A 14,966-nucleotide genomic window follows, 5' to 3' on the forward strand; every position below is an offset into this window, starting at 1 on the left:
AACGATCAAGCCTTGGGTGCGACGCGGCGCGCCAGCACGCGGTCGGCAGGCAGGAAGCGATTGAACAGGTCGTCGACGAATTCGCCGTTGGGCGCATCGCTGCGCGAGCCACCCGTCACGTACAGGCCTTGCCAGTGCAGGCGGCGTTCGCCGTGGACTTCGTTGGCCTGAAGACGTTCAAGGAAGCTGCGCAAACCGCGTTGCACACCATATAGGGATTGCAGGAAGGCAAACGCCTCACGACGCCGGCGCGGATCGCGCTCGCTCGCCAGCACGGCCTGGGCAATCGCCAGCAGGCGATCGGAGACGGCATCGGCATGGGACTCGACGCGTGTATCGAGCACGCCGTCTTCGAGCACCGCGGCATGACGCCAGCCCAGGACGCGGCGAAACACCGACAGGGGCAGCGCCGAGCGGAACGCGGCATGCCCCGGCAAGGCTTCCAGTCCGGTCACCACCACATACACCGGCAACTGCAGCTGCAGTCGACGCGTGGCTTCATCGGCGAGCCGATGCAGGCGATCGGCATGCGTGGCGACCGCGCCGTCTGGCTCGCGCAGGCTCTGCGCGGCGATGCAGATCACCATGCCATCCAGCGGAAGCTTGCGACGTTCCTTGGCCAGCAAGGCCAGCGCCTTGGACCAGGGCGCGTCGCCATCGCCCACGGTGGCGTGCGGATGCGAAAGCCGCGGGCCGGGTTCGATCGCCACCAGCGCGCGGAACACCCACCAGTGCCACGGCCGCGTGTCGTTGGCACGCGCCAGCTCGCGCGCATGCGGTGCGGCAGCGGCGGCCTGCAGCAAGGAGCGGACATCCGCCGCGCTGTCGCCCACGAACAGCAGCCACGGATGCCGTGAAAGCTGACGCCAGCGGCCACGGCGGCGGAACGGATGCAGGATGGCGCCGCGCAGGCGGCGGGCGGCGTCCTTCACCGCGGCCGAGATGCTGCCGATGCCATAGCCTGCCTCGGTGCTGTCGGCCACACGGGTGTGGGCACGCATCACCACCAGGGATTGCCAGGCCAGCACGCCGATCCAGCCCACCACCGCCAGCCCCGCCACGATGAGGCTGCTGGTGAACCAGGCCTGCTCGGACAAGGCGTGACTGAACAGCGGCGCCACGAAAGCCACGAACACCAGCAACACCACCAGCGCCGCCACCAGCTGGGCGAGACGGCGCCCCATCCAGCTCACCGGCAGGCGCAGCACCGGGGAACCGGAGGTCATATACGGCTGCGGCGTCACCGATTCGCGCTGCAGGGACTGCAGCAGGCCCGCCGCGCCGGTGCTGGCCGGGCAGTACAGCGCCTTGATCCGCCCCAGCTCGCCGCTGTCGCCCTGCTCGTAGTAATACTGGCCGGCGAAGCCCAGCAGCAGCGCCATGCTGAACACTTCGCGGACTTCGTCCTCGCTGCTGCCAAGGCGACCGAGCTGATCGAAGAATTCGGTGGCGGCGCCGCCGGTACGGAACAGCGTCTGCTGCAGCGGCGTGACCTGACGCCAGCCGCCGTGACGCGTGACCACCTCGTCAAACCATGCCGCGACCGCAAACGCCGCCAGCTCGACCTGGGCCAGCAGCTTGCCGCGCGCGAACGCCGCGCCGCGGCTTTGCTCCACCAGGGCGACCGCGCGTGCGTGCACGGACGGCAATTCGTCGTCGGAAAGATTCTGGCTGGTGGCCTGCTCGTCGATCAGCAGGCCATATGCGAACAGAGGCGCAAAACATTCCAGCAGCCGCATGGCACCTATAGCCGTCAAAGCCTGTTGCATGTCGCTCCATTGCCCCTGCCGCACCACATAGCCGCGTCGGACGGGGATGAGCGCCGAAGTCTACGACGATACACGTCGTCGTGCCGACCATGCAGTGCCCGCCAGGTGACCCGGCCCGAACCACCGGAGACGAGCGCGTCCCCGGGAAAGAAGGCCATCCATGGCGAACCGGCGGGCGCGGGCCTTAGGTCCCGCATGCCGGAGGTTCCAACGGGTTTCGGGGGAGACTTGGCACAGCACGCAGTGGCTCGGGCAGGCCGGTGGCGCATCGCGTGGCGTTCATCAAGTACCAGGTCTCTCGGTGTTCGGTGTGGATCGCGCCAACAGCTTGCACGACCCGAACGCTCCGCATCCACCCAGCGGGTAACGATGAGCGATTCCCCCGATCGCGGCGGCATTGTCACGATTGGCGGCGTGACGGCGCCATATCTCGTTGAGGCTATGCCGTTCGTACGCGCTTTGTGGTTGCCGCGCGAACGGGCTGGGGCTATGTTGCGTAGGCGGACGTGCGGTGATGGGATTACCGTACAGCGCCATGGGGAATGAGATGCGCATATTGATCGCAGACGACCATCGGCTGATCGTCGAAGGTGTCAAGCTCAAGCTGGCCGAGCTTGGGCCGGACACCGATTTTGTGATGGCCATGGATATGGCTGAGCTACGCGAGGCCATCCATTCGCCGGAGGCACCGTCGCTGTCGCTCGCCCTGATCGACCTGGCCATGCCCGGCGTCCAGGGCAGCGAACATCTGGCCGAAGTGATCGAACATCTGCCCCACGTGCCGGTGATGGTGCTGTCCGGCTCGGAGGACGGCGCGCTGATGAAGAGCCTGCTGGCCATGGGCGTGCAGGGTTTCATCCCCAAGGCCTATTCGCCCGACGTGATGCTTTCGGCCGTGCGCCTGGTGCTGTCCGGCGGCGTCTACGTGCCGCCGCTGCTGCTGCAGGAACGCGTCGATGGCGCGGTGCCGACACCGCCGCCAGCCACCGCATCGCAGCTGCCACCGGGCGCCGACTCGCTGGAGGAGCGCCTGCGCAAACTGCTCACCGAACGCCAGATCGATGTGCTGCGCCTGCTCTCGCAGGGCAAGCCGAACAAGCTGATCGCGCGCGACCTGGGGATCAGCGAGGGCACGGTGAAGATCCATCTGGCAGCGATCTTCCGCGCACTGAACGTGCGCAACCGCGTGGAGGCCGTGGTGGCCTCGCGCCGCATCAGCGGCCTCTGATCGCCACGCCGCTGATCCGAAGGTAGCCACGCCCGCCTATGCGCCTCGCTCCGGATGCACTCGCCGAGAACAGCACAGACGGACAGTTTTCGCGGCCCATCGGCAAGCCTGCGCTGCCCATGGCCGCCATCGCCGACCCACAGACCAGGCCAGAACGGCGCGGTTTCCTGAGGCTGCTGTGCGCGGCCAGCCTGCTGATCGCCGTCCTCGGTCCATCGGCTGTCGCTGCCGAAGCGCCGCAGAACAGCGGCCACATCAACGCGCTGACCTTCGGCATCCTCCCCATCGGCGGCCCATCCGAATCACTGGCCGCCTGGCGCCCGATGCTGGACGACCTCAGCCGCACGCTGCACCTGCCCATCCGCAGTCTCTCGGTAAGCACCTATGAGGGACTGGGCCAGGCGATGGCCGAGGAGCGGGTGGACTTCGCTTTCGTCTCGGGTCGGCTGGCACTCGATGCCGTCATTCACGACCGCATGCAGGTGATCGCCCAGCTCACGCGCAGCAATGGTTCGCGCGGTTATTACTCGGTGCTGCTGGTGGCCAAGGACTCCCCCATCCGCAACCTCGAGGACCTGTACCGCCAGCCAGGCAAGCTGCGCTATGCGCGCGGCGAGGTGTTGTCGGTGTCCGGTTATCTGGTGCCCGAAACCCAGGTCTTTGCCAACCGGCGGCTGGATTCGGACACCTTCTTTGCCGGCGTGTCGGTGGACAACCACCAGAACAACGCGCTGGCGGTGGCCAACAACGAAGCCGACGTCGCTTCCAACAATACCGCCGACATGGAGCGCTTCGCCGAGCGCTTTCCCGATCAGTACGCACGGCTGCGCGTGCTGTGGACCTCCAGCCTGATTCCGCACGCCGTGGTGGTGATCCGCACCGACCTGCCGGCGGAGCTGCGCCAGCGCGTGGCCGCGGCGCTCACCTCATATGCCAAGGGCAAGAACGCCGCGGCCGAGCTGGCCAAGCTGCACCTGATCCACGACATCAGCGGCTTCTCGCCGGCCGGCAACGAGACCCTGGTGCCGTTTGCCGACATCGAGTTCAATCTCGATCGCCGCCGCGCCTACAGCGCGCAATGGGTGAGCGATGCGGCGATGCAGACGCGGCTGAAGAAGATCGATGCCGAGCACGAGGCGCTGGTGCACCAGCTGATGGCGCCCAGCACCCCGTAGACGTCGCCGGCTCAGTGCCCCGGCATGTCCTTGATGTTGAAGGTCTGACCATTGGGCATGATCATGTCGCCCGGCTTCTGCCCCGCCGCGCACTGGCCGATCCAATGGCCGCTGCTGGTCATGGTCATCTCGGCGTGACCCATGATCGCCGGGTCGTACTTGATGTGGCCCTGCGTCGAATAGGCCGAGTCACCCTGATAGTTGGTCTCGCTGTGGCTGGTCATATTGACCTCGCCGCTGGGCGAATTGATCTTGCACACGGCATCGGTGATCACCTTGTTGCCCTGCACATCGATCTTGAAGGTGCTGCACATCTGGCCGCTCATGTGCGTGCCCATCTTGTACATCGCCGTATCGGTGTCGGCGTCCAGGCAAGCCTTGGTCGTCTGCGCCTGTCCGCCCATGCCGGAGGTCTGCATTTCCCACAGGCCAGGCTTGCGCTTGGGGATGTTGGAGGGAATGTCCTGCGCCAGGGCAGCACCGGTGAGACCCAGCAGGGAAACGGCAATCAACCAGCGACAACGTGAAGACATGGAGTTCTCCGATCCGCCCGGGGTGGGCGTGCGGGTGGCAAGGTAACGCCAAATGCGGCCGCCGTCATGCTGAACCGTTCTGCAGCGCACCACGTCACACTTTCGACCCATAGTCCGTTAGCACTATGGCGCCTCGCGCTAGATCGAACTGGGTATCGAAGGGTGGTAGTGGATTCTTTAGAGTGCCAATCAGGGTGATTCCGCGAAGCGGCGCGCCCATCTCATTGTCCTGTTCCCTGCCGGGATCCCGCGTGATGCTGTCAAGCTGCCTCCATCTGTACTCCAAGCCCCGGCGACGGCACGACTGCCTGTCGTCGGTGCGCCGCTGCGAGTGGGAGGCCTGACGCATGGAGCCGCGAGCGCATCTGCTGCCCCGCCTGTTCATCGATGTGGTCCTGCCCAGCACGATTGCCGCCCTGGCCTTGATCCTGGCGCTGTGCTTGCAGCAGACGCACAGCCTGGCCGAGCGGGTGGATGCCTCCGCCAACCTGCGCCTGGCGCGGCTTGCCGGAGAACTGGAGCTCGCCGCAGGCGTCTCGCCACAGGCCGCGCTCGACCGCACCCTGCAGGAAGGAAAAGCCGATCAGGTGCGCCGCGTGGAGCTGCATGGTTCGGACGGTCGCCTGTGGAGCAGCGGCACCGCGGCAACCACCGGCAACGCCACCTATCGCAACGAGGTGAAGCCGCAGGGCAACATCTCGACGTGGGTGAGCATGGATGTGGACACCCAGCCCCTGCGCAAGGCACAGGCCACGGTGTGGCTGCTGGGTGCGTTGTGCGCCATGGGCATCCTGGTGCTGGCGTGGCTGGCGCGCGTATCGATACGACATCGAGTGCTCGAGCCGCTGTCGCAGGCCCGCTATGCCGTGCATGAGCTGGTCAATGCCAGGCATCCGCACCTCGACGACACGCCGGTCAGCACCGAGTTCCAGGAACTGCGCAAGACCTTGCAACGCCTGTCCGAACTGCAGGAAGCGCAGCGTCGCGACTGGAGCACCATGCAGCACGACAACGCGGTCGAAGCACTCGACCGCCTGCGCCAGAGCCAGGCCGCCACGCGCAGCAAGTCGCAGTTCATCGCGCTGGTCAGCCATCACTTCCGCCAGCCGCTGCAGGCGCTGGAACTGTTCGCTGCCGGCCTTGACCAGAACGGGGGCAACGAGCCGCAATCGCCGTTTGCGCAGATGCGCCACAGCATTGCGTCGATGACGCGGCTGCTGGATGCCTTGCTGGAGATCTCGCGCCTGGATGCCGGCGTGATCGCGGTGAAACCGATCGGCTTCACCGCCGCCGAACTGTTCATGCGCGATCGCACTTCGCTCAATCACGAAGCGCTGCAACATCACGTCACGCTGGCATGGCGCGGCAGTCATCACCAGCTGCACGGCGATGCCGACGTGGCCGCGAGCCTGCTCTATCAGCTGGCCAGCAATGCGATCGCCAATGCACCGGAAGGACGCGTGCTGATTGCCGCACGCCGTCGCGGCCAGGCCATCCGCATCGAAGTGCGCGACAACGGCCCGGGCATCGCGGTGATCCACCAGCAACGCATCTTCGAGGAATTCGTGCAGCTGCAGGCCGGCGAAAGCGAACGCCGCGGCGGCTACGGCCTGGGCCTGGCGATTGCCGAGCGCCTGGCACGACTGCTGGGCACGCGCATCGGCCTGCGTTCGGAGCCCGGCCGCGGCAGCACCTTCTGGTTCGACCTGCCGCGCATGCCGGTGATGGAACGCCATTCCAGCGCCAGCTCCAGCGCGCAGAAACCGGCCGCGCCGGTATGGCGCCAGGCCGGCTGAAAGCGTCGCAACCCCGGCTCACAGGCAAAAAAAGACCCGCGTTTCGGCGGGTCTTGGCGTCTTTTGGTGGGTCGTCCGAGATTCGAACTCGGGACCAATAGATTAAAAGTCTACTGCTCTACCGACTGAGCTAACGACCCATGCGTCAAAAGCCAGCCCGATATTTTATGGGCTGGGCGCCCCCGGCACAAGCAAGCGCGTTCAGGCGTAGCGGGTGGGATCGGGCAGACCGGCCGCCTTGAAGCCCTGGGCACGCAGTACGCAGGCATCGCAATGCCCGCAGGCGCGGCCTTGCGCGTCGGCCTGGTAGCAGCTCACCGTCTCGGAGAAATCCACGCCCAGGCGCTGGCCCTCGCGGGCGATATCGGCCTTGCCCATGCGCATCAGCGGTGCGTGGATGCGGATGCCCGCGCCTTCCACGCCGGCCTTGGTGGCCACGTTCGCCAGCTGTTCGAAGGCCTCGATGAAGGCCGGGCGGCAATCGGGGTAGCCCGAATAGTCCACCGCATTCACGCCGCACCAGATATCGGTGGAACCGAGCACTTCGGCCCAACCCAGGGCGATCGACAGCATGATGGTGTTGCGCGCCGGCACGTAGGTGACCGGGATGCCCTGCTCGCCGGTCTGGTCCAGCGGCACGTCGATATCGGCGGTGAGCGCCGAGCCGCCGATGGTGCGCAGGTCCACCTGCACCGTCTTGTGCTCGACCGCGCCGAGCAGGCCGGAGACGCGCTCGGAGGCGGCCAGCTCGGCACTGTGGCGCTGGCCGTAGGCAACGCTCAATGCGTGCACCTGGAAGCCCTGCTCACGGGCGATGGCGATGGTGACTGCCGAATCCATGCCGCCGGAGACGAGTACGACGGCCTTGCGGGGAGTTGCTTGGGACATGGGAGAAATCCACTCAGGAGTCAGGCCGGTGATCCGGCCGATTAAGCACCGTCGGCAACACAGGCCGAAGCGCGGTAAAGCTGGGAGTAAGTGAAGAGGAGTGAGAAGTAAGAGAGAGCGTGCTGCCTTCTCTCACTTCTCAATCTTCTGCACTCACTCCTGCCCTGCAATAGGGCAAAGCGCGGTAAAGCTCGAAGCTAGAAGTAAGTGAAGAGGAGTGAGTAGTGAGAGAAGGCGTCCGCTCTCTCTTACTTCTCACTCCTCTTCACTCACTCCTGTTCTTAGTGTCCCGGCTCGTCGTTCCACAGCAGCTTGTGCAGCTGCAGCTGGAAGCGCACGTCCAGTTTGTCCTCGATGATCCATTCGGCGAGGTCGCGCGGCTTGATCGCGCCATGCACGGGCGAGAACAGCACCATGCAACGCTTGATCAGTGCATGCTCGGCGACCACGTCGCGCGCCCATTCGTAGTCGGCGCGACTGGCGATGACGATCTTGATCTGATCGTGCGGCAGCAGGTGCTCGAGGTTGGACCACAGGTTGCGCTTGGCTTCGCCCGAATCGGGCGCCTTGAGGTCCATCACCTTGCGCACGCGCGGATCGACCTGGGCGACATCCAGCGCACCGGAGGTTTCCAGCGAGACGTCGTGGCCGGCATCGCACAGGCGCTTGAGCAGAATCAGGCAGCGCTTCTGCGCGAGCGGCTCGCCGCCGGTCACGCATACGTGCTTTGCGCCATGCGAGGCGACCTCGGCCACGATGTCGTCGATATCGCGCCAGTCGCCGCCGTAGAAGGAATACTCGGTATCGCACCACACGCAGCGCAGCGGGCAGCCGGTCAGGCGCACGAATACGGTGCGCCAGCCGATGGCATCGGCTTCGCCCTGGATCGAATGGAAGATCTCGGTGATGCGCAGGCGCTCAGCCGGCGCCTGCGTCGGCGTGGTGGATGCCACGCTCGTGTTACTGCCAGTCACAACCACTACCTCAGTTGGCCGGCTGGGCCTGCAGGCGGCGCAGGCGCTCCTGGGCCAGGCCGGCGGCCTTGGAGCCGGGGTACTTCGCCGTGACGTTCTTCAGCGTGGCCTTGCCCGCATCGACCTGCTTGAGCTCGATCTGGCTGTAGCCGACCTTGAGCAAGGCGTCAGGCACCTTCTCGCTCTGCGGGAACTGGCTGACCAGGCGCTGGAACGCTTCCATCGCCACCTGGTAATTGCTGGTGGCGTAGTAGGACTCGCCCAACCAATAGAACGCGTTGGGCAGCAAGGAGCTGTCCGGGTACTGCTGGATGAAATTGCGGAAGTCGCGCGAGGACTTCACATAGTCGCCGGCACGCAGCGACTTGAAGGCATCGTCGTAAGCGGCCTGCGCGTTGGCATTGGCAGCCGCGGGAGCGGCGCCAGGCTTGCCTGCAGCCGCTGGCGTTGCCGGCGGTGCGGCGTTGGCGGCCGGCGCGTTATTGGGATTGGCATTGCCCGCATTGGCGTTCGCTGCACCGGCGCCGCTTTCAAGGCGACCCAGGCGCGAATCGAAATCCGTGGCTTGCGATTTGTTCTTGTCGTTGGCTTCCTGCAACTGGTGCTGCAGTTCCTCGATCTGGCCTTGCATCTGCTGCAATTGGGACTGCAGCGCCTGCACCTGATTGACCAGCGTGGTGCCACCTTGATTCTGGCTCTGCGCCTGCTGCTCCAGCCGCGATACGCGGTCGGCAAGGCTCAGCCGGGAATCCTGGGCATGCACGGGAGCGCCAAAAAGCATGGCGGACGCGATTGCGCCCGCCATGCTCATCCTGGCTGTAAAGCTGTTAGCCAGTGTCTTCTTCATTACTTCGCCGTGTAGACGATCTCGACGCGACGGTTCTTGCTCCAGCAGTCTTCGTTGTGCTCACGGCACACCGGCTTTTCCTTGCCGTACGAAATCACGTTGAGCTGGCTGGCCGAGCCGCCGTTGGCCTGCAGCGCGCTGGACACGGCATTGCCGCGACGCTCGCCGAGAGCCAGGTTGTACTCGCGGGTGCCGCGCTCGTCGGTGTTGCCCTCGAGGCGGATCTGCGCCATCGGGCGATCCTGCAGGTACTTGGCATGGCAAGCCATGATCTGCTGGAACTCAGGCTTGATTTCGTCCTTGTCGAAATCGAAGTACACAACGCGCTGACGGAGGCAGGCGTCGGTATCGAGATCGGCCGGGGTGTACTTGCCAGCGGTCGACGGAGCCGGGGTGGTCATCGGCGCTTCCGGCTGCGGCTGCGGCTTGACTTCCTGCTTCTTCGAGCATGCGGCCGCGCCAACGCAGAGCAGGGCGACCAGGGCGACGCGAACGGTCTTATTCATGGTGGACGTTCCTTCAAACAGGTTTGAGTTCCGACAGTCAATAATGATTGCGGTTACGGGACAGTTTTCGCCGGTGGACCGGCTGTTATTTTGCCATTTTGATGCCGGCGGTGCGCTGTCTCGCGCCGCCTGGCCCGCCTTCCGCGACGGATTGCCACGGCCGGCAAGCTGTTTGATCCTTCCGTGTCGTCCAAGACTTCACGCCCGGATCACATGGCCGTGACGCTTACGCGTCACGGCATGAACTGCTTATCGCTGACGATAGGGACCCCAAGCCGGCTCGCGCACATCGCCATCTGCCAGTACCAGTCGCTGACGGACAAGGCCGTCGGCGGACACGGCATACAGCACACCACGGCGGCCTTCGGAGGCGGCATACAGCAGCATGCTTGCGTTTGGCGCGAAACTCGGTGTTTCGTCGATCGGACCCGGCGAGATGAAGCGCACCTGCCCACCCAGACTACGGTCCATAATGGCAATACGATACACGTTCCCGTTGCCCTGCACCATCGCGATCTGCTTGCCGTCGTAGCTGATCGAGGCGTTGGCGTTGAACTGACCCTGGAAGGTGATGCGCTCGGCCCCGCCACCACCGGCCGACATCTGGTAAAGCTGCGGGCGACCCGAGCGGTCGGAAGTGAAGATGATGCTCTGGCCATCCGGCGTCCAGCGCGGCTCGGTATCGATGGCCAGGTTGTTGGTGAGGCGGGTCTCCTGGCGGGAGCCCACATCCATGACGTAGATCTCCGGGTTGCCCTGGTAGGACAGCGCCAGCGCCAGCTTGCTGCCGTCCGGCGACCAGTTCGGCGCACCGTTGATGCCCTTGGCGCGGGCCGAGATCAGCTGACGCGAACCGGTGGTGACGTCCTGCACATAGATCGCCGAGTTGCCGCTCTCGAACGACACATAGGCGATCTTGCGGCCATCCGGCGACCAGGCCGGCGACAGCAGCGACTCGCGCGAACGGGCCACGACCTGCGGGTTATAGCCGTCCGAATCGGCCACGATCAGCGAGTAGGTGGTGTTGTTACCCAGGCCCACCGCGGTGATGTAGGCGATGCGGGTCCAGAACGCGCCACGCACGCCGGTGATCTTCTCGTAGATCGCATCGGCGATCTGGTGGGCGACGCCACGCAGGTCGCCGGCCGGCGCGGTGAACGCCTGCGCCAGCAGACTCTGCTGCTTGTTGACGTCCCACAGCTCGTACTCGACGCGCATCATGCCGCCGCCGGCATCGCTGATGCGGCCGATGGTCAGGTAGTCCTGCTTGAGCAGGCGCCAGGTGGCGAAGTTGACGTCCGCACCCTTGGACGGCGTCTCCACGATTTCGCTCTTGGCCAGCGAGCGGAATTTGCCCGAGCGGTTGAAGTCGTTGCGGATGACGTCAGCGATGTCAGTCGGCAGCGGCGCACCGCCCGCCTGGGCGAACGGCACCACGGCGATCGGCGTGGCCGTGGTCGTGCCGCCGACGATGTCGACGTTGAGCGACTGGGTCTGCTGGGCTGCCACAGGACCGGCGAACAACGCGGCCACCAGGAGCAGGACGAAGGAGTAGCTGAAGGTCAGTTTGCGCATGGGGTCCATCACTGCGGTCTGAAAGTGAAATCAATTTGACGCTGGAACACGCTTTCGAAGCCTTTGTAGGGCAACGGCTGCGCGCGCAGCACCGCGTTTTCGATGGAGCGCTTGCCGGCTTCGTCGTAAGGGCAACTGGAGTCGACCTTGGCGCTCATCACGTCGCCTCCTGGCAACTGCACAATATGCACCGTGCACGGTGTGTTGGGCATGTTATCCGGGCGAAGCCAATTCTGAGTGACCGCGTTCTGAATCGCGGCCAAATACTGCGCCAGCAGACCCGCATCGGGGCCGTTCTGGCCAGTCTGCCGCTGGGCTGCCACCGGTACGTTGTCCAGGCCGTTGTCCTGGGCGTTCTTCAGGTCCTGCATCTGCTGCTTGGCCTGGTTGGCCTTGCTCTGGGCCTGTTTGACCGACTTGTCGGCCGCGTCCATCTTGGCGAACAGCTCATCGAGCTTCTTCTGCTCTTCCAGCTTGTGCTTGGCCGCCTGGGCGTCCAATTCGGCGGCGCGCTGGCGCTGCTTTTCTTCCTGCTCGCGCTTGGCATCCTCGGCCTTCTCCGCCGCATCGGCCACCACCTTCTCCTGATCCTTGGTATCGGGATGCTCGGGCGGGGGCGGCAAGGTCTTGATCTTCGGGGTTTCTTCCGAAGGCGGCGGCGGGATCGAGGGCGGCGGCGGCACGGTAGCCGGCGTCGGCTTGGCCTGGGCAGCCTTCGGCGGCGGCGCGCCCGTGGGGCCCACCAGGGTGGCTTCGATGATTTCGCCCTGCAGCTGGATCGGTTTGGCGCAGGCGATCGGATTCCAGCTCGCCGGCAGGTGCAGCGTCTCGAACAGGCTTTCGTAGAATGAGCACGGCACCACCGCGAGTATCAGGAAACCCACGATGCCCAGATGGAGGATGGCGGAAAGGACCACCGCCTTGGACGTGCCCTTGGGGGTGTCTTCCCTCATTTCTTCTTGCCCGACTCCGGTGCGCTCATCAGGCCGACCTTGGCGACGCCGGCCTGCTGCAGGTCGGCCAGCACCTGATAGACACCGTCGTACTTGCCGTCGCGATCACCCGCCACGAGCACGCTGACCTCGGGGTTCGCCTTGACGAACGCGCCGACCTTGGCCTTCATGGTGTCCACATCGATCGGCTGGCGCTTCTCCGTACCCAGGGTGAGGTACAGCTGCCCGTTCTGGTCGACCGCGACGATCACCGGATCCTTCTTGTCCTGCAGCGACTTGGCGTTCGCCTGCGGCAGGTTGATGTCGACGTTCTTGTTGATCATCGGTGCGGTGACCATGAAGATGATCAGCAACACCAGCATCACGTCGATATAGGGAACGACGTTGATCTCGGATTTCAGCTTGAGGCGCTTGTGACGCGCAGAGCTACGCATGATGGGAAGCTCCTGTTAGGCCGCTTCGTCAGTCTGGATCTGACGCTGCAGCACCGAAGAGAATTCTTCCTGGAAGACTTCGTAACGCGAGGCCACGCGCTCGACCTTGTTGGCGAAGCGGTTGTACGCCCACACCGCCGGGATCGCGGCGAACAGGCCCATCGCGGTGGCGATCAGCGCTTCGGAAATGTGCGGGGCCACCACGGCGATGGTGACGTCCTTCATTTCGCCCAGGCCCTGGAACGCGCCCATGATGCCGATGACGGTGCCGAACAGGCCGACGTAGGGGCTGATCGAGCCGACGTTGGCGAGGAACTCCAGGTTGCGCTCGAGGCGGCCGATTTCGCGGGTGCCGGCCACGCGCATGGCGCGCTCGGAACCTTCGATCACCACGCGCATGTCATGCACGCGGCGCTGGCGCTGGCGCACGAACTCGCGGAAGCCCGACTCGAACACGTTCTCCAGGCCACCGTTGCTGGCGCCGCGATTGCTTACTTCGCGGAACAGCTGGGCGAGGTCGGCACCGGACCAGAAGCGCTCCTCGAAGCTCTCGGCCTCTTCCATCGCCGCCTTCAGCTGCGACACCTTGCGGATGATGATGACCCACGAGAGGAAGGAGAGCACCAGCAGCGCCAGCATGACGAACTGGACCAGGATGCTCGCTTCCGCGACCAGTTTGAAAATATTGACTCCACCGTTCATTGCTCGAAGGTCCTCCAGCACACGTACTTGTATTAAGGGGAAAGGCCGGGGATAAGGTCGGCCGGAATTTGCACCGGACGCATGCGGCGGACATCGACGCACGCCACGCGCACCTTCGCGCGGATCAGCTCCGCGCCGTCCGCCCGGCGGATCGTCTGGGCGAAAAGGATACTGGCTGCCCGCCGTTCTTTGACTTCGACGCTTACCGCCAGTTCATCATCCAGCAGGGCCGCGCGCAGGAAATCGATCTGCATTTCCCGGACCAGGAAGGCCAGCCCGGTGCTTTCCTTCACCTCGGACTGATTGATGCCCAGCGCGCGCAGCCATTCGCTGCGGGCGCGTTCCATGAAACGCAGGTAGCTGGCGTGGTAGACCACCCCGCCTGCATCGGTATCTTCCCAATAGACGCGCACCGGCCATTCGAAGGGCGCGGTCGCATTGAGTTGGCTTGTATCAGACATCGCTGTTGTCGCCCGTGAAGAGGTCGGCGGGCACCGAGGGGCGGGACGGCGGGGTCAGGCCCAGATGACGCCAGCCCTTGGCGCTGGCCATGCGGCCGCGCGCGGTGCGCACCAGGTAACCCTGCTGGATCAGATAAGGCTCGACCACGTCCTCGAGGGTGCCGCGGTCTTCGCTCAGCGCCGCCGCCAGCGACTCCACGCCGACCGGACCGCCATCGAAGTTTTCGATGATGATGGTCAGCAGGCGACGGTCCAGCTCGTCGAAGCCCTCGGCGTCGATCTTGAGCATGTCGGTGGCGGCACGCGCCGCATCGCGGGTGATCTGCCCGGCCGCGCGCACTTCGGCATAGTCGCGCACGCGGCGCAGCAGGCGGTTGGCGATACGCGGCGTACCGCGCGAACGACGTGCGATTTCCTGCGCGCCTTCCAGCTCGCAGGGAATGCCCATGATGCGTGCCGAGCGCCGCACGATGGCCGTAAGCTCATCGGGCGTATAGAACTCCAAACGCTGCACGATGCCGAACCGGTCGCGCAACGGCGCCGTGAGCAGGCCGGCGCGGGTGGTGGCGCCAATCAGGGTGAACGGCGGCAGGTCGAGCTTGATCGAGCGGGCCGCGGGGCCTTCGCCGATCATGATGTCGATCTGGAAGTCTTCCATCGCCGGGTAGAGCACCTCCTCCACGATCGGCGACAAACGATGGATCTCATCCACGAACAGCACGTCGTGCGGTTCGAGGTTGGTCAGCAGCGCGGCCAGGTCCCCTGCCCGCTCCAGCACCGGACCGGAGGTGGAACGCAGGTTGACGCCCAGCTCGTTGGCGATCACGTGGCTGAGCGTGGTCTTGCCCAGGCCCGGTGGGCCGAAGATCAGCACGTGATCGAGCGCGCCGCCGCGCTTCTTGGCCGCCTCGATATAGATCGACAGCTGCTCGCGCACCGTCTGCTGGCCCAGGTATTCGGTCAGTCGCCTGGGGCGGATCGAAGCCTCGAGGGCCTCGTCATCCATCTGGGCGGCAGCGGTAACGATGCGGTGTTCGGTCATGGGGCGAAATTATGGCAGAGCACGATGACGCAGGCTTGAAAAAAAGCCCGCCAAGCCAATCCCCGCCACAAAAAAGGGCGCCG

The 14,966-nt window shown here is 65.1% G+C and carries 15 protein-coding genes and 1 tRNA gene; 3 read left to right on the top strand and 13 right to left on the bottom strand.

Annotated features, from left to right (window positions below):
• Positions 1–5 precede the first annotated feature (5 nt).
• Positions 6–1,769: a type VI secretion protein IcmF/TssM N-terminal domain-containing protein gene (locus Y882_RS18780; protein ID WP_082120961.1), complete on the bottom strand. Its 1,764-nt coding sequence runs from the start codon at positions 1,767–1,769 to the stop codon at positions 6–8.
• A 547-nt stretch (positions 1,770–2,316) separates the two neighbouring features.
• On the opposite strand from Y882_RS18780, the gene Y882_RS06285 reads away from it, so the two are divergent.
• Together Y882_RS06285 and phnD are read left to right on the top strand one after the other, a co-directional pair.
• Positions 2,317–2,997 (top strand): LuxR C-terminal-related transcriptional regulator, encoded by a 681-nt coding sequence (locus Y882_RS06285; RefSeq protein ID WP_046971043.1) that lies wholly within the window; start codon positions 2,317–2,319, stop codon positions 2,995–2,997.
• Between the two features lie 38 nt (positions 2,998–3,035).
• The gene (phnD, locus tag Y882_RS06290; protein WP_244466264.1) at positions 3,036–4,172 is read left to right on the top strand and encodes a phosphate/phosphite/phosphonate ABC transporter substrate-binding protein; all 1,137 of its coding nucleotides are present in this window, start codon (positions 3,036–3,038) and stop codon (positions 4,170–4,172) included.
• 11 nt (positions 4,173–4,183) lie between these two features.
• On the opposite strand, the gene Y882_RS06295 is transcribed toward phnD, so the two are convergent.
• The gene (locus tag Y882_RS06295; RefSeq protein ID WP_046971044.1) at positions 4,184–4,705 is read right to left on the bottom strand and encodes a DUF3617 domain-containing protein; all 522 of its coding nucleotides are present in this window, start codon (positions 4,703–4,705) and stop codon (positions 4,184–4,186) included.
• Positions 4,706–5,052: 347 nt separating this feature from the next.
• On the opposite strand from Y882_RS06295, the gene Y882_RS18785 reads away from it, so the two are divergent.
• Positions 5,053–6,501, top strand: a complete 1,449-nt coding sequence (locus Y882_RS18785) for a sensor histidine kinase (RefSeq protein WP_052949738.1) — start codon at positions 5,053–5,055, stop codon at positions 6,499–6,501.
• Between the two features lie 64 nt (positions 6,502–6,565).
• Here Y882_RS18785 and Y882_RS06310 read toward each other — a convergent pair.
• The 11 genes from Y882_RS06310 to ruvB form a co-directional block, all read right to left on the bottom strand.
• Positions 6,566–6,641: transfer RNA gene (locus Y882_RS06310), tRNA-Lys, on the bottom strand.
• A gap of 61 nt (positions 6,642–6,702) precedes the next feature.
• Positions 6,703–7,389, bottom strand: a complete 687-nt coding sequence (gene queC / locus Y882_RS06315; protein ID WP_046971046.1) for a 7-cyano-7-deazaguanine synthase QueC — start codon at positions 7,387–7,389, stop codon at positions 6,703–6,705.
• 281 nt (positions 7,390–7,670) lie between these two features.
• Positions 7,671–8,363, bottom strand: coding sequence for a 7-carboxy-7-deazaguanine synthase QueE (gene queE, locus Y882_RS06320; RefSeq protein WP_046971047.1), 693 nt, complete (start codon positions 8,361–8,363; stop codon positions 7,671–7,673).
• A gap of 10 nt (positions 8,364–8,373) precedes the next feature.
• Positions 8,374–9,168 carry a tol-pal system protein YbgF gene (gene ybgF, locus Y882_RS06325; protein WP_046971084.1) on the bottom strand — a complete coding sequence of 265 codons (795 nt, stop codon included), beginning with the start codon at positions 9,166–9,168 and terminating at the stop codon, positions 8,374–8,376.
• Positions 9,169–9,209: 41 nt separating this feature from the next.
• Positions 9,210–9,716, bottom strand: coding sequence for a peptidoglycan-associated lipoprotein Pal (gene pal, locus Y882_RS06330; RefSeq protein WP_046971048.1), 507 nt, complete (start codon positions 9,714–9,716; stop codon positions 9,210–9,212).
• A gap of 249 nt (positions 9,717–9,965) precedes the next feature.
• The gene (tolB, locus tag Y882_RS06335; protein ID WP_046971085.1) at positions 9,966–11,291 is read right to left on the bottom strand and encodes a Tol-Pal system beta propeller repeat protein TolB; all 1,326 of its coding nucleotides are present in this window, start codon (positions 11,289–11,291) and stop codon (positions 9,966–9,968) included.
• An 8-nt stretch (positions 11,292–11,299) separates the two neighbouring features.
• Positions 11,300–12,244, bottom strand: coding sequence for a cell envelope integrity protein TolA (tolA, locus tag Y882_RS06340; protein WP_046971049.1), 945 nt, complete (start codon positions 12,242–12,244; stop codon positions 11,300–11,302).
• Positions 12,241–12,678: a protein TolR gene (gene tolR / locus Y882_RS06345; protein WP_046971050.1), complete on the bottom strand. Its 438-nt coding sequence runs from the start codon at positions 12,676–12,678 to the stop codon at positions 12,241–12,243. Before tolR ends, tolA begins: the two co-directional genes overlap by 4 nt.
• A 15-nt stretch (positions 12,679–12,693) precedes the next feature.
• Entirely contained in the window at positions 12,694–13,380 is a 687-nt protein-coding gene (tolQ, locus tag Y882_RS06350) for a protein TolQ (protein ID WP_046971051.1), read from the bottom strand.
• A 32-nt stretch (positions 13,381–13,412) separates the two neighbouring features.
• Positions 13,413–13,841: a tol-pal system-associated acyl-CoA thioesterase gene (gene ybgC, locus Y882_RS06355; protein WP_046971052.1), complete on the bottom strand. Its 429-nt coding sequence runs from the start codon at positions 13,839–13,841 to the stop codon at positions 13,413–13,415.
• Positions 13,834–14,883 (bottom strand): Holliday junction branch migration DNA helicase RuvB, encoded by a 1,050-nt coding sequence (gene ruvB / locus Y882_RS06360; RefSeq protein WP_046971053.1) that lies wholly within the window; start codon positions 14,881–14,883, stop codon positions 13,834–13,836. The genes ybgC and ruvB overlap by 8 nt, the downstream gene beginning before the upstream one ends.
• Between the last annotated feature and the right edge of the window lie 83 nt (positions 14,884–14,966).

Source organism: Dyella japonica DSM 16301, assembly GCF_001010355.1.
GTDB classification, from domain to species: Bacteria; Pseudomonadota; Gammaproteobacteria; order Xanthomonadales; family Rhodanobacteraceae; genus Dyella; species Dyella japonica.